Origin of the sequence: Sinomonas terrae, assembly GCF_022539255.1 — a bacterium.
Lineage (GTDB): Bacteria > Actinomycetota > Actinomycetes > Actinomycetales > Micrococcaceae > Sinomonas > Sinomonas terrae.
In genome coordinates, this window is the sequence record NZ_JAKZBV010000001.1 from 3,256,857 (window position 1) to 3,276,598 (window position 19,742).

The 19,742-nt window shown below is 67.2% G+C and carries 19 protein-coding genes; 12 read left to right on the forward strand and 7 right to left on the reverse strand.

Annotated features, from left to right (window positions below):
• Positions 1 to 39: 39 nt before the first annotated feature.
• Positions 40 to 1,740, forward strand: coding sequence for a hypothetical protein (locus L0M17_RS15055; RefSeq protein ID WP_241054958.1), 1,701 nt, complete (start codon positions 40 to 42; stop codon positions 1,738 to 1,740).
• A 353-nt stretch (positions 1,741 to 2,093) separates the two neighbouring features.
• On the opposite strand, the gene L0M17_RS15060 is transcribed toward L0M17_RS15055, so the two are convergent.
• Positions 2,094 to 4,316 (reverse strand): NADP-dependent isocitrate dehydrogenase, encoded by a 2,223-nt coding sequence (locus L0M17_RS15060; RefSeq protein WP_241054959.1) that lies wholly within the window; start codon positions 4,314 to 4,316, stop codon positions 2,094 to 2,096.
• 273 nt (positions 4,317 to 4,589) lie between these two features.
• Between L0M17_RS15060 and L0M17_RS15065 the strand changes: the two genes are divergently transcribed.
• The 7 genes from L0M17_RS15065 (at position 4,590) to L0M17_RS15095 (ending at position 9,479) form a co-directional block, all read left to right on the forward strand.
• Positions 4,590 to 4,856 carry a hypothetical protein gene (locus tag L0M17_RS15065; RefSeq protein WP_241054960.1) on the forward strand — a complete coding sequence of 89 codons (267 nt, stop codon included), beginning with the start codon at positions 4,590 to 4,592 and terminating at the stop codon, positions 4,854 to 4,856.
• A gap of 200 nt (positions 4,857 to 5,056) precedes the next feature.
• On the forward strand, positions 5,057 to 5,827 hold the full coding sequence (locus L0M17_RS15070) for an AfsR/SARP family transcriptional regulator (protein WP_241054961.1): 771 nt from the start codon (positions 5,057 to 5,059) through the stop codon (positions 5,825 to 5,827).
• A complete protein-coding gene (locus tag L0M17_RS15075) occupies positions 5,828 to 6,556 on the forward strand; it encodes a hypothetical protein (protein WP_241054962.1) in 729 nt (242 codons plus the stop codon).
• Positions 6,557 to 6,870: 314 nt separating this feature from the next.
• Positions 6,871 to 7,062 (forward strand): hypothetical protein, encoded by a 192-nt coding sequence (locus tag L0M17_RS15080; RefSeq protein WP_241054963.1) that lies wholly within the window; start codon positions 6,871 to 6,873, stop codon positions 7,060 to 7,062.
• A gap of 143 nt (positions 7,063 to 7,205) precedes the next feature.
• The gene (locus L0M17_RS15085; protein ID WP_241054964.1) at positions 7,206 to 8,555 is read left to right on the forward strand and encodes a hypothetical protein; all 1,350 of its coding nucleotides are present in this window, start codon (positions 7,206 to 7,208) and stop codon (positions 8,553 to 8,555) included.
• Between the two features lie 351 nt (positions 8,556 to 8,906).
• Positions 8,907 to 9,104 (forward strand): hypothetical protein, encoded by a 198-nt coding sequence (locus tag L0M17_RS15090; RefSeq protein ID WP_241054965.1) that lies wholly within the window; start codon positions 8,907 to 8,909, stop codon positions 9,102 to 9,104.
• A 189-nt stretch (positions 9,105 to 9,293) separates the two neighbouring features.
• Positions 9,294 to 9,479, forward strand: coding sequence for a hypothetical protein (locus L0M17_RS15095; protein ID WP_241054966.1), 186 nt, complete (start codon positions 9,294 to 9,296; stop codon positions 9,477 to 9,479).
• Between the two features lie 107 nt (positions 9,480 to 9,586).
• On the opposite strand, the gene purH is transcribed toward L0M17_RS15095, so the two are convergent.
• Positions 9,587 to 11,257: a bifunctional phosphoribosylaminoimidazolecarboxamide formyltransferase/IMP cyclohydrolase gene (gene purH, locus L0M17_RS15100; RefSeq protein ID WP_241054968.1), complete on the reverse strand. Its 1,671-nt coding sequence runs from the start codon at positions 11,255 to 11,257 to the stop codon at positions 9,587 to 9,589.
• A gap of 211 nt (positions 11,258 to 11,468) precedes the next feature.
• Here purH and L0M17_RS15105 point away from each other — a divergent pair, with 211 nt between their 5' ends.
• From L0M17_RS15105 to L0M17_RS15120, 4 genes are all read left to right on the forward strand, one after another.
• The gene (locus L0M17_RS15105) at positions 11,469 to 12,617 is read left to right on the forward strand and encodes a zinc-dependent alcohol dehydrogenase (RefSeq protein ID WP_241054970.1); all 1,149 of its coding nucleotides are present in this window, start codon (positions 11,469 to 11,471) and stop codon (positions 12,615 to 12,617) included.
• A gap of 11 nt (positions 12,618 to 12,628) precedes the next feature.
• Positions 12,629 to 13,204: a hypothetical protein gene (locus L0M17_RS15110; protein WP_241054972.1), complete on the forward strand. Its 576-nt coding sequence runs from the start codon at positions 12,629 to 12,631 to the stop codon at positions 13,202 to 13,204.
• Between the two features lie 125 nt (positions 13,205 to 13,329).
• The gene (locus L0M17_RS15115) at positions 13,330 to 13,776 is read left to right on the forward strand and encodes a hypothetical protein (RefSeq protein WP_241054974.1); all 447 of its coding nucleotides are present in this window, start codon (positions 13,330 to 13,332) and stop codon (positions 13,774 to 13,776) included.
• 160 nt (positions 13,777 to 13,936) lie between these two features.
• Positions 13,937 to 14,467, forward strand: a complete 531-nt coding sequence (locus L0M17_RS15120) for an SRPBCC family protein (RefSeq protein WP_241054976.1) — start codon at positions 13,937 to 13,939, stop codon at positions 14,465 to 14,467.
• A gap of 75 nt (positions 14,468 to 14,542) precedes the next feature.
• Here the strand turns inward: L0M17_RS15120 and L0M17_RS15125 are convergent, their stop codons facing one another.
• The 5 genes from L0M17_RS15125 to L0M17_RS15145 form a co-directional block, all read right to left on the reverse strand.
• Entirely contained in the window at positions 14,543 to 15,355 is an 813-nt protein-coding gene (locus tag L0M17_RS15125) for an ABC transporter permease (protein WP_241054978.1), read from the reverse strand.
• The gene (locus tag L0M17_RS15130) at positions 15,352 to 16,254 is read right to left on the reverse strand and encodes an ABC transporter ATP-binding protein (RefSeq protein WP_241054980.1); all 903 of its coding nucleotides are present in this window, start codon (positions 16,252 to 16,254) and stop codon (positions 15,352 to 15,354) included. The genes L0M17_RS15125 and L0M17_RS15130 overlap by 4 nt, the downstream gene beginning before the upstream one ends.
• Positions 16,251 to 16,850 carry a phosphoribosylglycinamide formyltransferase gene (purN, locus tag L0M17_RS15135; RefSeq protein WP_241054982.1) on the reverse strand — a complete coding sequence of 200 codons (600 nt, stop codon included), beginning with the start codon at positions 16,848 to 16,850 and terminating at the stop codon, positions 16,251 to 16,253. Before purN ends, L0M17_RS15130 begins: the two co-directional genes overlap by 4 nt.
• A gap of 44 nt (positions 16,851 to 16,894) precedes the next feature.
• Positions 16,895 to 18,217: a cell division protein PerM gene (locus L0M17_RS15140; RefSeq protein WP_241054984.1), complete on the reverse strand. Its 1,323-nt coding sequence runs from the start codon at positions 18,215 to 18,217 to the stop codon at positions 16,895 to 16,897.
• Positions 18,218 to 18,400: 183 nt separating this feature from the next.
• Entirely contained in the window at positions 18,401 to 19,612 is a 1,212-nt protein-coding gene (locus L0M17_RS15145) for an oxidoreductase (protein ID WP_241054986.1), read from the reverse strand.
• Positions 19,613 to 19,742 lie beyond the last annotated feature (130 nt).

Here is a 19,742-nt window from a genome sequence, read left to right on the forward strand (position 1 = left end):
CGCGCCCTCGCGCGCACCCTTTCAGATCAGGAGTGAACTGTGAACAAGCTTGCTCGCCGAGTGCTCCTCGGCGCCGTTGTCGCTGGAGGCCTCATGGGCCTCGGCGAGGCGGCCGCGCTGGCAGACAGCACGACCGTCGCAACCAATCCACTCGCCAATGCCACCGTCCCTGTGACCGTCCAGATCGGCGGCGCGACTGCGCCGGCCTCGGGCGCTGCCCCGGCGTCGGGCGGAACGAGTGGCCTCTCCGGAGTATCGCTACCGGCAGTGTCGCTGCCCGCCGGGTCTCTCTCCAATCCCACGGACAGTGACGAAGCGGGGGCCGCGACGCCGCTTCCCGCTGTGAGTTCCCTGCCCAGCACGAGTTCCCTGCCCGGCGCGTCTGTGCCGAATGTGACTGTGCCGAATGTGACTGTGCCGGCAATCGGGGTGCCCAACCCGACCGACGTCGACGACCCGGCGCTGGTGACGACGCCGGCCGTCACCCTTCCGACCGGAGCAGCCGGAAGCACCGTCAATGGCACGGGGGCGACGGGCGCCGGGGCGACGGGCGCCGGGGCGACCGGCGTGGCTACGCCGAGCGTCTCGTCCCTCACCGCGGCAGCGGCGCCGGCCGTGTCGGTGGGTGCGCCCGCCGTCGTCAATAGCCCGAGTGCCGGCAACACGACGACGACGGCGACGTCCCCCGCGGCCGTCGTCGCCGCACCTGCAGCCGTTGGCCTGACCGGTACCCACGGCCAGACCGTGGCTGCCGGAACCGCGCCGACGCTCTCCGTCGGAGTCCCGGTTGTGGTGACGTCGGGAGCCTCGACGGTTCCGAACGTGCCGTCAGCTCCCGAGCCGGCCGTCGGCGTTCCGTCTGGCGTTCTCTCAGGGAACGCTCTCTCCGGGAGCATTCTCTCCGGAAGCATTCTCTCCGGGAGCACGCCGCCGGTGGGAACAGGCACCGTGCTGGCGGGAACAGTGCCGGCGAGAACAGTGCCGACCGGAATCAGCGGCGCAGGAACGGCCCTCAGCAGCCCCCTGACGAGCCTCAATCCGCTCGCTTTGACCGTAGCCGCGAACGCACCAGTTCCTGCCTCCGGGGTGGTCTCCCTCGGCCTTCCGGCCACTGGGGTCGCCAATGGCGGCACGGCGACGCTTCTGCTCAATGCAGCCGAGCCGGCCACCAGCACAGGGAGCGGCACGGGCACTGACGCGGGAACCACGACCGCCGGCCCTGGCAGCTCTGGGATTGGAACCGCTGATCTCGGCGTAGCAGGATCCGGCATCGAAGGATCCAGCACAGCAGGATCCGGCACAGCAGGATCCAGCACCGGCGGGGCTTCGGCCCCCGACGTTTCGGCGTCGATCGGCGGCGAACCCGCTCTGACCGGCAACGTTGCGGCTGCGACCGGCGTCGGCAGCGGGGCACTGCTGGGCGCTGACAACAGCGCGGCTGGCACGGCCACGGCTGGCACCGGTACTCCGGCCGGAGCGGGCCTCGCGGCCAACTCAGGCACAGGCACAGGCTCGGGCACGGGCAACAACGCCACTGGCACCGGCAGCGGTTCGGGAACCGAGTCTTGCCTCGGCCTGAGCTCGTTCATCAGCGGTGCCGGCACAACGCCGACCGATCTCACGCTCCTGCTCGGGGTTGCAATGCTCCTCCTGGGCATCGGGATCGGCATGGCGATGGGAGGCCTCGGGGTCGCCGGCGGGGTTGCCGCCCGCCGGATGCCTCGGGCGGCCATCTCCTGAGGACTCCCCGAGGGGCGGTTCCGACAGTCGATCTGGGCAGAGCTGACTGGCGAGACCGCCCCTCGGGATCCACCGGGAGGGAGTTTCACCATCATCTACGAAGCGCGGCGGGTGGTACGACGGCGATTCGCCGGACACGCCGCCGTCGGGCTCCAAAAGATGGTGAAACTCCAACACGACTGCCGCCGTCAGCCCTTCGCTGGGGGATGGACTGACGGCGGTTCTCAACAGACGGCGGTTCTCAGCAGACGACGGCGCCCCGCACCTAGATTGGTGCGGGGCGCCGGAAAGGCTGTTGAGCGGTCAGCCGGATCGGCGGCGGAGCCCGTCAGCCGGTAGGGCTGCCGAACCGATCAACCGCGGAGCGAGTCGATGACACCGTTGAGCGTCCGCGACGGGCGCATGACGGCGTACGTCTTCTCCTCGTTCGGGCGGTAGTACCCGCCGATCTCAACGGGGTGCCCCTGCACGCCGAGAAGCTCGGCCAGGATGGCGTCCTCCTGCTCGACGAGCGCGCGGGCGACGGGTCCGAACGTCGCGGCCAAGGCGGCGTCGTCCGTCTGCTCCGCAAGCTCCTTGGCCCAGTACTGAGCGAGGTAATAGTGGCTGCCACGGTTGTCGATGGTGCCGAGCTTCCGGCCAGGGGACTTGTTCTCCAGCAGGAACGTTCCGGTCGCGCGGTCCAGCGTCTCGGCGAGGACCTGGGCCTGGGAATTCCCGGTCGAGGTGGCGAGGTGCTCGAAGCTCACTGCGAGGGCAAGGAACTCGCCCAGGCTGTCCCAACGGAGGTAGTCCTCCTCGAGGAGCTGCTGGACGTGCTTCGGAGCGGAGCCGCCGGCACCGGTCTCAAAGAGCCCGCCGCCGTTGATGAGCGGAACGATCGAGAGCATCTTGGCGCTCGTGCCGAGCTCGAGGATCGGGAACAGGTCCGTGAGGTAGTCGCGGAGCACGTTGCCCGTCACCGAGATCGTGTCCTCGCCCCGGCGGATGCGCTCGAGCGAGAATGCGGTAGCGTCCGTCGGCGCCATGATCTCGATCTGGAGACCGTCGGTGTCGTGATCCTTGAGGTACTCGGTCACCTTCGCAATGAGGTTCCGATCGTGAGCTCGCGTCTCGTCGAGCCAGAACACGGCAGGCGTCTTGGAAGCCCGGGCACGGGTCACAGCGAGCTTGACCCAGTCGCGGATCGGGACGTCCTTCGTCTGGCATGCACGCCAGATGTCGCCCTGCTCCACCTCGTGCTCGATGAGGACGTTGCCGCGGCTGTCGACAACCTGGACGCGGCCGGCGGCCCGGATCTCGAACGTCTTGTCGTGGCTCCCGTACTCCTCCGCGGCCTGCGCCATGAGGCCGACGTTGGGGACGGTGCCCATCGTCGTCGGATCGTACGCTCCGTTCGCACGGCAGTCGTCGATCACGACCTGGTAGACGCCCGAGTAGGAGGAATCGGGGAGGACGGCGAGAGTGTCGTGCTCCTTGCCATCCGGGCCCCACATGTGGCCACCGAGGCGGATCATGGCCGGCATGGAGGCGTCCACGATGACGTCCGAGGGGACGTGGAGGTTGGTGATGCCCTTGTCCGAGTTCACCATCGCGAGGGCCGGGCCCTCCTCGAGGCCCTTCGCGACGAGCGCCTTCACGCCGTCGCGGACATCCTCAGGGAGCTCACCCAGGCCGCTGAGGATCGAGGCGAGGCCGTTGTTCGGGCTCAGGCCAGCCGCGGCCAGCTGCTTGCCATAGGTCTCGAACAGCTCCCTGAAGTAGGCCTTCACGACGTGGCCGAAGATGATCGGGTCCGAGACCTTCATCATGGTGGCCTTGAGGTGCGCCGAGAAGAGGACACCTTGCTCCTTGGCCAGCGCGACCTGCACGGCGAGGAACTCGTCGAGCGCGGCGGCACTCATGAAAGTCGCATCGACGACTTCGCCCGCGAGAACCTTGAGGCCCTTCTTGAGATCCTTGACCGTGCCGTCCTCGAGGACGAGCTGGATCGTGAGCGTATCGTCCTGGCCGATCACGACGGTCTTCTCGTTGTGACGGAAATCCGCGGCGGCCATGGTCGCGACGTTCGTCTTCGAGTTCGGCGACCACGCACCCATCGAGTGAGGGTTCTTGCGGGCGTAGTTCTTGACGGAGAGCGGCGCACGGCGATCGGAGTTGCCCTCGCGGAGAACCGGGTTCACGGCCGAGCCCTTGATGCGGTCATAGCGCGAACGGATATCCGTCTCTTCATCAGAGGAGGGGTTGTCCGGGTAGTCGGGAACGGCATAGCCCTGCGACTGGAGCTCGGCGATCGCGGCCTTGAGCTGCGGCACCGACGCACTGATGTTCGGGAGTTTGATGATGTTCGCCTCGGGCTTCTTGGCGAGCTCACCGAGCTCCGCGAGAGCGTCAGAGGTGCGCTGCTCCTCCGTAAGGTAGTCGCCGAAGACTGCGATGATGCGGCCGGACAGAGAGATGTCCCGAGTCTGCACGTCGACGCCCGCGGACGAGGCGAAGGCCTGAATGATCGGAAGGAACGAGTGCGTCGCCAGCATGGGCGCCTCGTCCGTGTGGGTATAGATGATCGTGGCCATGGGTGGCGCCTCCCTGGAGGTGGGCAGACCGCGGCGCCGGTTCGCTTCAGCGTTCGCCGCAGTGTGCATGCGTGCTGCTATATCAACGTCCTTAACTTACCGGAGCCTAGGGACAGCCGAAGATCGTGAAGGCGAAACAGCGCCGAAAGGACCCATTTCCGCCGTCATTCACCGGTTTCCTGAGGAGGGGCCGAAAGCCCCTAGACTGCAGGGAAAGGCTTCGGCCTTGCGTCATGCGCGCCTTGGGGGGCGCTCGTCACAAATGAGGAGAAGATGGCACAGCATTCCGCGTCCGCCAATGGGAAGGACGAGCACGACTCGGAGCTTGAGGAACTCGGGACCCTCGTTCTCCGCGTGTGGAAGGAGCCAGCGGCTGGCGGCGATCTCCGCATCCGTATCCTGGCGTCCGACGGCGCTTGGGAACCCTCCGCTCTCAAGGTCACCTCGGACGCCGGGGCTGCTGTCAAGAGCGTGAGCGACTGGCTTGCGTCCAGAGCCCTCGACGAGCATCGGGAAACGGGTTCCGACCAGTCCCTGTGACCGCCGGCTTCACGATGCTGGTAGCGCACTCAGGCTTGCCCGAAAGTTCCTGTCAACCCCAATAAATCCATTGACTGGATTATCTACTCCTCGTCATGCTGGTACTCGTTTCAGCAGGCGCGTACCGCGGGGGTCACGTCGTTTGACCGAAGCCCGAAACCCCCGGCGGCAGCAGCTATCGAGGGGGGGTCGGGTCGGGGATGGAATGGGAATTGCGCCTCTTGGGGTGCTGGCAGCTGATGGGCGACGGCGCTCCCGCGGCAGTTGGAAGCAGACAGCAGCGCCTCATCACCGCACTCGCCCTCATGGGCCAACGCCCACGCTCGTATCTGGCCGGCCTCCTCTGGCCTGAAAGCGCTGAGCAGCAGGCGGCCGGGAGCCTTCGTTCAACCGTCTTCAAAGTCCGGCACCAACTGCCGGGGCTCCTCTCCGACAGCCTCGAACCAATAGGCCTGGGGCCAGCGGTCACAGTCGATGTACGGCGCCTACGGCGGCAGGCTGAGCTGATCCGTTCGGGGGCCGTCCCCGACCCCGAATTCGAGGACCTGCTGTTGCGTGCCGAACTGCTTCCCGGTTGGTACGAGGACTGGATCATCTTTGAGCAGGAGCGTCTGCGCGTCTTGCGCGTGGCTACTCTCGAAGCGATCGCACGCCAGCACCTGGCCAGGGACGAAGCCGATGCCGCTATCGTCGCCGCGCAGCAGGCCGCAGCCATCGAACCTCTTCGCGAGTCCGCGTATGCCCTCATCATCCGCGCGCAAGTCCATGCGGGAAACACTGCCGCCGCTTACCGGACTCTTGAAGAGTTCCGCTTCCGGCTGCGCGACGAACTCGGCCTCGAACCGTCCGACCGGCTCAAGGCTGCCCTGACCAGCGGTTCCCGTGACCTTCTCGGGCTGCCCGCTCCCCTACTGGCCCCGCAAAGGAGTCGGCTGGCTGCTGCACACCGTCAATTGATTAAGGAGCTGTGAATGATGGCACGTCGCGCGAGGTGGAAGACCCTTGCTCTCGTCCTTGCCCTTCTGGCCCTCGCACTCGCGGGCAGCTCGGCAGCCGGCCCGGCCTCGGCCCAAGGCCGCGGCCCCTCGGACGATGTGAGGGCGTCTGGATCCCTCGATGTCTCCTCCTCCGCGATACCGACTGTCGCCCAGCCCCTTGTCACCGACTCCGCGCGCTCCGACACAGTGCTCGGCCCTGGAAGCGGGAAGGCCGTCGCAACCGCGGTCTCGACGAGCAACTGCAACGGGTGCTCGGGCAGCGCGACGGCCCTCCAGACAGTCAGCGTCTCGAGTGGCGCACCGGCGATGGCGGACAACGCGGCTACGGCCTGGTCTAACTGCGCGAACTGCTCGTCGTCCGCCGTATCGGTGCAGATCGTCACCGGAAGCAGCGCGTCTTCGGTCACGGCCAATAATCGCTCGCTCGCGCTCAACGTCGCCTGCACGTCGTGCACGACGACGGCGGTCGCCTTGCAGTTCGTCGTGATCGGCGGCTCCCAACGCGCGCTGAGCGCCTCCACGAAGGCGCTCATCAAACAGATTGAGCAGCAGTTGGGGATCAAGCTCTCCGTCGGGCCTCAGAACCGCACGAGTGTGCAGAAGGACGCCGATGACGCTGCGGCCCAAGCCAAATCAGCGATCGCGAACGACACCAAGGCGGCTGACGTGAAGACTAAGGTCGAGGTCGACTCGGGCCACTGATTGGTTCGGCGACTGATCGATTTGGCGACTGATCGATTTGGCGACTGATCGATTCTTTGAACACGAGACCAGTTATCAGCACATTGGGCAGGGCCCCCGCTCGCAGCTGGGCGGGGGCCCGCTGTGTCCAGACGGGTTCGCGCGTTTGGCGTCTTCCAAAAATCCGGCAGCGCGCCTTTCCGCACGTCATGTTTCCGCACGTCATGGTGGTAACGCAGCAGTAACGCGGAAATAACGGGGGTTCGCTTGACTCTCATTAGCGATTAATCCCAATCGCATTCCTGAGAAAAGCCAAGACCTAGGAGTTGAGTTTCATGACCAAGCTCACCGCCGAAGAACTCGCCGCCGAGACAGTCGAGTTGCTCCCCGATCGGGACACACTTTCCACGAGCTCCTTCAACTGGGCCGGAATCAACGCGTCCAACTCATCGCTTGCGCTGAATCTGCTCGCCGTCCATTCGACCGCTCTCAGCAACGCGACGCAGACCATCCTGGTCATGCAGTAGCACGCACCAGGCGCCTGCGATTGGTACTTCGGCCGTGGCGCCGCCGGCCCAGAACGACGGCGCCGCGCCCGAACCAGGGGTCATGCAGCCCGACCCACAGGTCATGAAACCCGGGCATGAGTTCCTGAAAGAGGAGGAGCCAGATGACAATGACGGCCGCGCCTCCTTCCGCGCCGCAGCGTTGGCAGCGGGCAAGCGGGGTTCAGCTGCTTGGAATCGTGAACGGATCCGGCCTCAACCACAGCACTTATCTCGTGCGCCGAGCCGACGGCCAGGTCGTACAGCTCACCGAACTCCTGCACAGCATCGTTCGGGAGGCTGCAAAGCCGCTCCCATCCGACGAACTCGCGCGGAGGGTCAGCAGCAATTTCGGTCGCGAGCTGGACGTGGAAGGGCTGACCCTCCTGGCCGAGGCGAAGCTCGAACCCCTCGGCCTCATCGAGCGCCCCGGGAAGAGCCCCGCCGCGCCGCCCCCCTCGGCCGCTCCCCTGCTCGCGCTGACCGTGAAGGCCACGGTCCTGCGGGCAGCGCAGGTCGAGCGCATCGCTTCACTGCTCAGCAAGCTGTACGCACCACCCGTCGTCGTCCTCGCGTGCCTTGCCCTGATCGCCCTGGACGCACGCCTCTTCCTCGGCACCGACGTCCTGGAAGCGCTCTCGTCAGTTCTCCTGACCCCCACGTTGCTACTTCTGTTCTTCGCCCTCGTGACGGCCGGCGGCCTAGTCCATGAAATGGGGCATGCCGCCGCGTGCCGCTACGGGGGTGCCACTCCGGGCGTCATCGGCGTGGGCCTCTATCTCGTTTTTCCCGCGTTCTTCACGGACGTCACGGATTCCTACCGCCTCAGCCGGGGAGGAAGGATCCGCACCGACCTGGGCGGCCTGTACTTCCATCTCTGGTGGGTGCTCTGCGCAGGGGCCGGCTATCTGCTGACCGGCAGCCCACTCCTCCTGCTGCTTGCAATCGTCACTCAGCTCCAGATGGCCCAGCAGCTCCCCCCGACCATCCGGCTCGACGGCTATTTCGTCCTCTCCGACATCGCCGGGGTCCCCGACCTCTTCGCACGAGTGGCACCTGTGCTCCGGAGCCTCATCCCCGGCCGTCAAGCAGACGCTCGGGTTCGGGAGCTCCGCCCCGCAGCCCGAAGGATCGTGACGGCCTGGGTCCTCGCCGTCGTGCCGTTCCTCGCCGGCGTCCTTGTCTGGCTCGCGCTGAGCCTTCCAACCATCCTCACCGAGACCGCAACAGCCATCGTCGCCCACGTCAGCCGGCTCTCGGTTTCCCTCGCCCTTGGGCAACCGCTCGATGCCATCATGTCGCTCCTCGCGATGACGCTGTTGGCCCTGCCGGCTGTCGGCTCGTTGCTGATCCTCGCGAGGTTGGCGACCTCCATCATCCATGTGGCGGCCGGCCGCATGGCGCCGCCCATCATTCGCTACAAGCCGCGCCACGCTGCCACACCTGGGCGATTCCGGCTCGGCTACCACTTCTGAGGCCCACGCTGTCATCACGGAAGGCGGGCGACCGAAATGACCACGTCCACGGCAAAACCCCGGGCATCTCCTTGCCAGCAGCGAGGCGCGGCGTGGCGGACGCCAGCGCCTCAGCGCTCGGACGCAACATCGCCTTGGCCGTCACACTGTCCGAATCAATGGCCTGGCCGAACCAGTCGCCTTGGCCGAACCAGTCACACTGGCTGAACCAGTCGCACTGGCCGAATCAGTCGCACTGGCCGAATCAGCAGAGTTAATCAAAGTTGAAGACGCGCCCGGCGTCGGTTCCCCGCCCGGCGCCGGGTGCCTCGGCTGAAGCCGGGTGCTCCCTGCTCAAAAAGGAGAAAACCGATGATGGCATTCACGATGGCCGAACTGGCCGAAGAACGCGCCGATATGCTTCCCGAGCGCGACACCCTGTCTACCGGAATCAATATCAACGTCGCACCCGTCATCGCGTTCAATTTCGCGCTGGCAGTCAACGCCGCGACGATCAATTCCACCGCGACAGCCAATGCCGGCCAGTGGCTGGCACTAGCCCAACCCTGACAACCAAGCGACCCTGACGACGCAAAGCGACCGGGAACCGGCGCCCTGCCGTGGCCGAGGGACCGGCTCGGCGCCCGGACCGGCATTCGAAACAACCGGCATTCGAAACGCCGCCAGGCGATTCTCATTGAAACAACCGAAGTAACAACAATCCAAATCACAAAAAATCACGAAGGAGAGATGATCAGAATGACCAAGATCACAGCCGCCGAACTCGCCGCCGAGACCGCCGAGGCCCTGCCGGACCGCGACACCCTGTCGACCTACGACTGGGCCAGCGTGACCGCGATCAATTCGTCGACCGCCGCCAATGTGGCTGCCCTCTGGTCGGCGGCGGCCAGCCACGCCACCCAGACGGTCGCGATTTTCCAGTAGCACTGGCTTTCCAGTAGCACTGGCTTTCCAGTAGCACTGCGACGGGGAGGGGTGGCTGCAGCCACCCCTCCCCTTGGTCGTCGAGAGCACCGATCAGTGGAAACCGATCAGTGGAAGAAGTGCCGTGACCCCGTGAAGTACATCGTCACGCCGGCGTCCTTCGCGGCCGCGATGACCTCTTCGTCGCGTACCGAGCCGCCTGGCTGGACGACAGCCTTGACCCCGGCATCGATGAGGATCTGCAGGCCGTCCGCGAACGGGAAGAATGCGTCCGAGGCAGCGACAGCGCCACGGGCCCGCTCGGGCGCCGAGTTCGCATCGCCGCCCGAGGCGCCCCCGGCGGAGTCGACGTTCGACTCGACGGCGACCCCCAGGGTGTTCGCCCGCTCGACGGCGAGGCGGCACGAGTCGACCCGGTTGACCTGCCCCATGCCGACACCGACCGACGCGCGATCCTTCGCGAGCAGGATGGCGTTCGACTTCGCGGCGCGGGAAGCGCGCCATGCGAAGGCGAGATCCGCGAGCGTTGCCTCGTCGGCAGCCTCGCCGCTCGCAAGCGTCCAGTTGGCGGGCTCGTCACCCTCCGCGTCCAGGCGGTCCGAGGACTGCACGAGCATGCCCCCGGAGATCTGCCGGAACTCGGTCGGGTAGCGGTCATAGCCCTCCGGAAGCGCGAGGAGGCGGATGTTCTTCTTCTTGGAGAGGATCTCGACTGCATCGGGCTCGAAGTCGGGCGCGACGACAACCTCGGTGAAGATCCCGGAGAGCGTCTCGGCCATGCCCTTCGTGACCGTCCTGTTGGCCGCGACGACTCCGCCATAGGCGGAGACAGGGTCGCACGCGTGGGCCTTGCGGTGCGCGTCCGCGATCGGGTCCTCGGCCCCGGGCGTGGCGACGGCAATGCCACACGGGTTCGCATGCTTGATAATCGCCACGGCCGGCTCGGCGAAATCGAACGCGGCACGCAGCGCCGCATCCGCATCCACGAAGTTGTTGTAGCTCATCGCCTTGCCGTGGAGCTGATCGGCCTGCGCGATGCCGGCAGGCGCCGCCTTGTCGACATACAGCGCGGCCTGCTGGTGTGGGTTCTCGCCGTAGCGGAGCACCTCGGACCGCTCGAGGGCGAGGCCCGCGTAGGCCGGCCACTTCACCACGCCTTCCGCGTCCTCGTCGAGGAACTGGCTGGCGGTCCAGGTCGCGACCGCAGTGTCGTAGGCCGCGGTGTGCGCGAAGGCCTTCGCCGCGAGCCGCTGCCTCGTCTTGAGGTCGAACCCGCCCTCCGCGGCAGCCGTCACCACTTCGCCGTAGAACGAGGGGTCGACGACGACGGCGACCGCAGCGTGGTTCTTCGCCGCCGAGCGGACCATGGCCGGGCCCCCGATGTCGATCTGCTCGACGACGGCGTCCAGCTCGGCTCCCGAGCGAACCGTCTCCACGAACGGGTAGAGATTGACCACGACCAGGTCGAACGCCTCGATCCCCATCTGTTCGAGCGTCTCCATGTGCGCCGGGACGCGCCGGTCCGCGAGGATCCCGCCGTGCACGCGCGGATGCAGGGTCTTGACGCGCCCGTCGAGCATCTCAGGTGAGCCGGTGACCTCCTCGACCTCCTGCACCGGGATCCCGACGGCGGCGATCTTCTTCGCCGTCGAACCGGTCGAGACGATGCGCACGCCGGCAGCATGGAGCCCCGTGGCGAGGTCTTCGAGACCGGTCTTGTCGTAGACGGAGATCAGGGCGCGACGGATGGGAACACGGTCAAGCTGGATCACAGTCACTCGTCTCTCTCGCGCACGGCACATCACTGCGTCTGCAGCGAGATGGGGCACGGTGTCGGGGGCAGTTCGGGCTCATTCTATCGAGCGCCGTCGTCCATGGATCGTCTCCGTGGACCGTCGCGAGCGCGGGCGCTTGTTTCCCTCATCCCCGAAGGGGGATGACTCTGTGGCCGGGAATCAGCAGTGAACGCGCGAGGAAGGCGAACCCGCCATGCAAGCAATGGTCTATCGCGGCCCGTACAAGATTCGGGTCGAGGAAAAGGACATCCCCAAGATCGAGCACCCGAACGACGCCATCGTCCGGGTAACCCTCGGCGCAATCTGCGGATCCGACCTGCACCTTTACCACGGCATGATGCCGGACACCCGCGTGGGGACGACCTTCGGCCACGAATTCATCGGCGTCGTGGAAGAAGTCGGGCCCTCAGTACAGAATCTGAAGAAGGGCGACCGCGTCATGGTCCCCTTCAACGTGTATTGCGGTTCGTGCTATTTCTGCGCACGCGGCCTGTATTCGAACTGCCACAATGTGAACCCGAACGCGACCGCGGTCGGCGGCATCTACGGCTACTCCCACACCTGCGGCGGGTACGACGGCGGCCAGAGCCAGTTCGTGCGCGTTCCCTTCGCCGACGTCGGGCCTACGCTGATTCCAGACTGGATGGACGATGAGGACGCTGTGCTCCTCACCGACGCATGCCCGACGGGCTATTTCGGTGCGCAGCTCGGCGACATCAGCGAGGGCGATACCGTCGTCGTATTCGGCGCCGGCCCCGTGGGCCTCTTTGCCGCGAAATCGTCCTGGCTCATGGGCGCCGGGCGCGTCATCGTCGTCGACCATCTCGAATACCGCCTCGAGAAGGCCCGCACTTTCGCGCACGCGGAGACGTACAACTTCACCGAATACGACGACATCGTGCTCCAGCTGAAGAAGGACACCGGGTACCTCGGGGCCGACGTCGCCATCGACGCCGCCGGCGCTGAAGCAGATGGCAACCTCTTCCAGCACATCACTGCCGCCAAGCTCAAGCTCCAGGGCGGCTCGCCCATCGCGCTCAATTGGGCGATCGACGCCGTCCGAAAGGGCGGGACGGTCTCCGTTCTGGGCGCCTACGGGCCGGTGTTCAGTGCCGTCAAGTTCGGCGACGCGATGAACAAGGGCCTCACAATCCGCTCCAACCAGTGCCCGGTCAAGCGCCAGTGGCCCCGGCTGTTCGAGCACATCCGGAACGGGTACCTCAAACCGAGCGAGATCGTCACCCACCGGATCCCGCTCGAGCACATCGCGGAGGGCTATCACATCTTCTCCGCCAAGCTCGACGGCTGCATCAAGCCGCTCATCCTCCCGAACGCCGCCTGAGAGGGAATACCATGCCCTACACAGCCGAAAGGCCCTACCAGAATCCCTCCCCCGATGAGCTCCGGGCCCGCATCCCCGGATGGGGAGCGGACCTCGACCCACGGGACAGGCCCTCGGTGCCGCGGGAGAAGTACGATCCCGGTGCGACCGGGGCGCATTGGGACTTCCCGGAACGTCAGCCGGGGGACGAATCGCGCGAACGCTCGCTCGAGCACAAGTTCGTCACACCCGTCTTCGGAACCTCCGTTCCGCTCAAAGGAGCCTCGGGAGCAATCCGGAGGTTCGCGTACGAGAGATTCAGCGAAGGACGCGCCGCCCACTGGCTCCTCCTCATCCTGGGTGACCGCGTCGATGCGTGGGAGTCCCACGCGCGGTCCTTCGTGAGCACTCGGCCCGACAATCCCGTCACGGAGACCGGAGTCCTTTCAGAGGCTGGCCATCACCCCATCTCGTCACGCTTCGGACAGAAGCGCTCGGACCTCTCCCACATCTGGATGGACCCGCTCATCGTCGCCGGACCTTGGCTTGCAGCACCGGTCATCGCCGTGGGCGTCCGAGCGCTGCTCCGACGCCGCCACGCCTCCTAGAAACCCCATCCAGCAACAACTGCATGCCTTAGTACGACTTGCCCTACAACCACACGGCTGACAATCATGGCGGGCCTCCCTAGGCTGGAGGCGCATGCCGCACGCCGGGAACGAAGGAGACCATCATGGGATTTTCGCCGAGCCACGCCATCCTCCGCCTCGTCACAGGGGCGTACCTGATCAATTCGGGCGTCTCGAAGCTCTCACTCGACGAGGAGCGGGCTGCCGCGCTCCAAGGGATGGCGGCCAACGCCATCCCGCAGGTCAAGCAGATCCCCGCCGCGACGTTCGGCAAGGCTCTCGCCGCGGGCGAGATCGCGCTTGGAGGTGCGCTCGTGCTCCCCATCGTGCCGACCAAGCTCGCTGGGCTGGGCCTCAGCGCGTTCGGGGCCGGCCTCGTCGCCGTCTACGTGAAGACGCCGGGCCTCACCGAAGCTGACGGGATCCGGCCAACCCAGGCTGGCGTCGCGATGGCGAAGGACACGTGGCTCGCGGCCATCGGCATCGCTCTCGTCCTCAACCGGAAGCGCCGCAAGGTCGTGAAGGCCGTCAAGAGCCCCAAGCGGTCCTGAGAGGCGCTGCACCGGCCGTTGACCCTCCCCACGGCCCGTGCCTACGGTGGACGGGTGCCAGCACGGCACGGTCAGGTCAAGCAATGGCCACCGCCCAAGTCCTTCCGGGGACCCGACCGCGGTCCTCGTTTCCGACGCAGCCCAAGCCAAGGAGAGCGCCATGGCCACCGTCCGCCAGTCCGTCGATGTCAACGTCCCTGTTTCCCAGGCCTACAACCAGTGGACCCAGTTCGAGTCCTTCCCCGAGTTCATGGGAGGGGTCGAGTCAGTCGTCCAGCGGGACGACACACACCTCCACTGGACCACGAAAGTCGCCGGTCAGACCCGCGAGTTCGACACGGTGGTCACCGAGCAGCAACCAGACCAGCGCGTCGCGTGGAACAGCGTCGACGGCGTGGAGCATGCCGGCGTGGTGACGTTCGAGTCCCTCGGCCCCGAAACGACCCGCATCAACGTCGAGTTCCAGTGGGATCCGGACTCGGCGGTCGAGAAGATCGGTTCCTTCTTCGGGGCCGACGACCTCCAAGTCCGGTCCGACCTCAAGAAGTTCAAGGAGTTCATCGAGTCGCGAGGCACCGAAACCGGCGCGTGGAGGGGCCAAGTCGACTCCACTCCGCAGTCGGGCGAGGTGTTCGGCTCCGGTACAAATGCCGCAGGAACCGAATCGGGAGACGAGGGCGCAGGCATCTAGAACCCCGCGCCGTCGGCCGTTTCGCGCCGTCGGCTAGAACCCCGCGCCGTCGGCCGCTGGATCCGCCGGGACGCCTCACGCGTCCCGGCGGATCCAGCGGAAGGTGAGGCGGCTGACCACGAGGCCGACGACGAGCCACACCACGAGCCACACGGCAACCCACCCCAGCTGCCAGGACCCGTGCTGTTCGAGCACTTTGAACCCGTCTGGCAGGAACACTGAGCGCATGCCCTGAGCGATCCACTTGAGCGGGAAGACGCTCGCGAGATTCTGCATCCACGTCGGAAGCATCGAAAACTGCAGATACACCCCCGAGATGAACTGCAGGACCAGGACAATCGGGACGACCACAGCTGTAGCGCTTCGGCTGCTGCGCGGAAGCGCGGAGAGCGCGATACCGAGCAGCGCGGACGTGACCGTGCCGAGCACGAAGACCCACGCGAACGTTCCCCACGCGCTCCAGGCGGTCGGCAGCGCGACGCCGAAGGCGAGCTTCGCAACGGCGAGGAGCAGCGCAGCCTGCAGAATGCCCGTGACGAAGACCCTGCCCAGCTTGCCGACGAAGTAGGAGAGGGGTGAAAGGGGCGTCCCGCCCAGGCGTTTGAGCGTCCCGTCGCCCTTCTCCCCCGCGATGTCGACTGCGAGGTTCTGCACCCCGGAGAGCAGGATGCCAGCGGCGAGCATTCCGGGGAGGTAGTAGCCGGCCACCGACACGTGATCGGTCGAGCCGGGCCCGAGCCCCATGTCGCCCCGTGAGCTGAAGGCGGCTGCGAAGATTCCGAGCATGAGTATCGGGAACAGGAAGGTGAAGAAGACGCTGTCGGGCGAGCGGAAGTAGCCCTTCGTCTCGTAGCCCGTGCGGGCTATCCCGTGGGAGAGGATGCTCACGCCGGTTCCTCCTCTTTGACAGATTGGGCGACGGAGGGCGCTGAGCTCGCCGCGTGGACGAGGCCAAGGTAGACGTCCTCGAGGCTCGGCCGGATCACCTCGAGCTCGCGCGGCTCGCCCAGCTGGCCCGAGAGCTCCACGACGAGCTCTGCAGGTCGTTCCGTGCGCACCTCGTGCCGCTCGCCCGCCTCGTCAGCCCACCGCACGAGGGGGACGCGGGCTTCGGCCCCGCCGAGCTCGTCGATCCGCCCGACGGCGATGAGCCGGCCGCCCACGATGACCCCGCCGCGGTCGCCGAGCCGGGCGGCCTCGTCGAGGTAGTGGGTGGTGAGCAGGATCGTGGTTCCCTCGGACTTGAGTTCCTCGATGAGACCCCAGAACTCGTGACGGGCTTCGGGATCGAACCCGGTGGTGGGCTCGTCGAGGAACAGGAGCTCGGGGCGCCCGATGATTGCGAGCGCGACGTCGACGCGCCGCTGCTGGCCTCCCGAGAGCTTGCCGATCCGAGTCTTGGCCTGCCGTTCGAGGCCCACGGCCGCAATCACGTCCTCGACCTTACGGGGGTTCGGGTAGAAGCGCGCAAAATGCGAGAGCTGCTCGCGGACGGTGTATTGACCGTTCTCCCCGGTGGACTGCAGCACGATGCCGAGGCGGGCCTTCCAATCGAGCCTCGCGTGGGCGGGGTCGACCCCCAGGACACTCACCTCGCCGGAGGTGCGGTGCCGATAGCCCTCGAGGATCTCGACAGTCGTCGACTTCCCGGCACCGTTGGGACCGAGCAGAGCGAAGGTCTCGCCGCGCGCGATGTCCAGGTCGACGCCGTCCACGGCCTTAAGGTCCCCGTACGTCTTCCGCAGCCCCCGGACGCGGACGGCAAGGTCGGAACGGCTTGCACTCATAGGTCTCCCCCAGCGGATGAAGGTGCCGGAATCTCGCCCGCAGCGAGGCGGCGGAGGACGTCGATGAGCAACCTGCGCTCAACGACCTTGATCCGCTCGTGGAGCGACTCTTCGTCGTCGTCCGCCTCGACGGCGAGCGCCTCCTGGGCGATGATCGGCCCGGTGTCCACCCCGGCGTCCGCCCAGTGCACCGTGCAGCCGGTGACCTTGACCCCGTAGGCGAGCGCGTCGCGCACCCCGTGCGCGCCGGGGAACGCGGGCAGGAGCGCCGGGTGTGTGTTGAGGTAGCGGCCTCCGAAGCGCTCGATGAAGTCGGGGCTCACAATCCGCATGAAGCCCGAGGAGACGACGACGTCGGGTGCGTACGACGCGATCCGCTCGGCTAGTGCGGCGTCCCACTCGGCGCGCGTCTCGAACGAGTTGAAGTTGACCACGAACGTTTCGAGGCCAGCCTCCTCGGACCGCTCGATGCCGTACGTGCCCTCGCGGTCCGCGCCGACCGCAGCGATCTCGACGTCGAGCTCACCCGCCGTCGCGGCGTCGATGACCGCCTGCAGGTTGGAGCCGGTGCCGGAGACGAGGACCACGATGCGCATGGGTCCACGATAGGCGAGATCCTGCGGCCGCCTGACGGCGTCGTTCAGGCGCTGACGGTTTCGGCATCGGCGCGGGCGAGCTGGCCGCGCTCGAGCCACGGGGCGAGCGAGTAGCCGACGATTGTTCCGATCGCCACCTCGATCCCCACCCAGATGAGCATCGAAAGCGGGTTGGGCCCTACGAGGGAGTAGCGGCCGACGCCTGCCGAGCCGCCGGAGAGCCAGGCCGCAGCCGCGGCCAACGCCCCGGCGACGGCACCGACGAAGGCGCCGAGGACGAGCGCGGAGACCGACGCTGAGAACCACCGCGCGGGGACCTTGATGGAGATCCACTCGTCGAAGTGGTCCTCCCCTGCCCGCTGGAACCACCAGCCGCCCAGCACGCCGGCGAGGACAGGGAGCACGACGGCGGCGGCCGCGAGGGACACGGACGACGTCGGGAGCGCGGCCAGGACGGGGATGGGCGGGAGTGGACCTACCGCCGTCGAAAGAGCGCCGGCCTTCGAACCGGCCCCGAGGATGACGCCCGCGCCGGAAGACCAGCCGAGCGACCAGACCGCGAGGTTCGGGAGGTAGCCGAGCTGTGCCACTGTAAGGGCCGCGCCACCCACGCCGCCGGCCCGGAGGGCCTCGTATACGGTGACAACGTCCGCCCAACGGATTGCAAGGTCCAGCGCCAAGAGCGCCGAGGCGAGTCCGAAGGCGCCGACGGCGGCGACGAACCCCGCGCGGACTACCGCCCAGACGTAGCTGCCCGCCCAGCGCGAATACTGCCCGGTGCGCGCGATCCAGTCGACCGCGTCCACGCCGATAAGCCGGCTCCATGAGCCCGCCTCGCGGCGCGCCCCGATGATGAGCCCAAACCCGACCGGGATGAGGGGGACCGATGCAGCCAGGGCCACGCTTGCGCTCACGGCGCTCGTGCTGCACACGAACGCCGTCGCAAAGCCTGCGAGCGCGTAGAGGGCCGCCGCGCCGAGGAGCCCCTGCCACAGCGTGTCAGCGTAGGACGCGCGGGCGAGGCGGCGCCCCGATCGCCATGAGAGCAGGAAAGGCACGAGGGCGAACCCGAGGGGGATGAGGCTCAGGACGGTGGGCGCGGAAGGCGCCACTCCGCCGTCGGACGCGGGAGCCGCCTCGGCGAGATAGAGCGGAACGCCGTGGACGAGCAGCCACGCCTGTCCCCCGAGCCGCATCGCATCCGCCACCTGCAGCGAACCGAATCCACCCGTGAGCCAGACGGCCACGATCGGGACGAGCGCGGCAACAGCTGAAATGAGCACAGCCTGCAGCGCCTCCACGCCGCCTTGAAGCCAAAGCGGCATCGGCAGGCCGCGGATCCCGGACTGGTCGGAGCGCAATTTCATCGGGTCCCACTGTGCCACGCTCCGGGCGCGAGGCGGCTCAGGCGCACCGGAGGTTGGGCGACTACGACTGGCTGGGCGCCCGCGCTCCGGCCCACTTCTGATGCTCTGCGAAGGCGTCAAGGCGAGACACGCCGCGCCCCCGACCGATTGGGAAAACACAAGCGGGCGGGAGCGCGGGTGAACTCAGCTGAGCGTCTCGCGGTCCTCCGCGTTGAAGGGGAGGATCTCGTCGAACCGGCCGTCGCGGACCTTGGCCACCCAAGCCGGATCGCTCAGGAGCACGCGGCCCACAGCCATGAGGTCGAACTCTCCGCGGGCGAACTGTTCGAGCAGCGGCTCGAAGCCGGTCGTCTCGGCCCGCCCGCCCTCCTGGAACGCGACCTGGAAGGCCTGGTTGAGCCCGACGGAGCCGACCGCGATCGAGGGCAGCCCGGTGACCTTCTTCGCCCAGCCGGCGAGGCCCAGCTGAGCGTCCGGCCCCTCGGCCTCGGGGAATGCCGGCTCCCAGTGGCGGCGGGTCGAGGCGTGGAACACGGAGACTCCAGCCTCGGCGAGGGAGCCGAGGAGGATCTCGAGCTCGGCGGGCGTCTTCGCGATCCGGGCCGCGTAGTCGCCCGACTTCCACTGGGAGAACCGGAAGATGACCGGCATTTCGGGGCCGACGGCGGCGCGTACCGCGGCGGCGACCTCGGCCGGGAAGCGGGTGCGCGCCTCGAGCGAGGCGCCGTAGCGGTCATCCCTGCGGTTCGTCCCCTCCCACAGGAACTGGTCGAGAAGGTAGCCGTGGGCCCCGTGGAGTTCGACAGCGTCGAAGCCCGCCGCCCTGGCTGCCACGGCAGCGCGGGCGAAGTCGTCGCGGATGCGCTCGAGTTCGGCGACCGTGGCCGCGCGCCCGCGGGCCTTGCCCGACGACGAGAGGCCCGAGGGGCTCAGGGTCGGAAGCTCGAGGTTGTACTGCGGATGGTCCCCGCGCTCGGCGCCGAGGTGCCAGAGCTGTGGGGCGATGAGGCCACCCTCGGCGTGAACCGCCTCGACCAGTCGCTTCCACGCCTCGAGCTGAGACCCGCCGAAGAGACGCGGAACCCGGGTGCTCGGACCCGAGTCCTCCGAGACGTACACACCCTCCGTGATGAGGAGCCCGACTCCGGCAGCAGCGCGGCGGGCGTAGTACGAGACCACCTCGTCCGTCACGGTCCCTTCGGGGGAGAACTCGCGCGTCATCGGTGCCATCGCGAAGCGGTTGGGAACGTGGAGCGAGCCCAGATCGACAGGGGTGAAGAGGTCTGCGAGGGCCGCACGGCCGGTTTCGATGCTCTCAAGGGTCATGCTGGCGGCAACCTCGCGGAGCCGCTTCGCATTCCGCCCCTCCCCCTCATCGCATGTGAGCTTGGGCACGTACGCCAATCCACTACACGGCGTAAAATTTTAGTAGTTGATGCAGGAGGAGAGAGGCCGACGATCATCGTCGGCCTCGTCTGGCCGTATCCGACTGATACCTCGCGACGAACGTGGAGGACCAGGCATA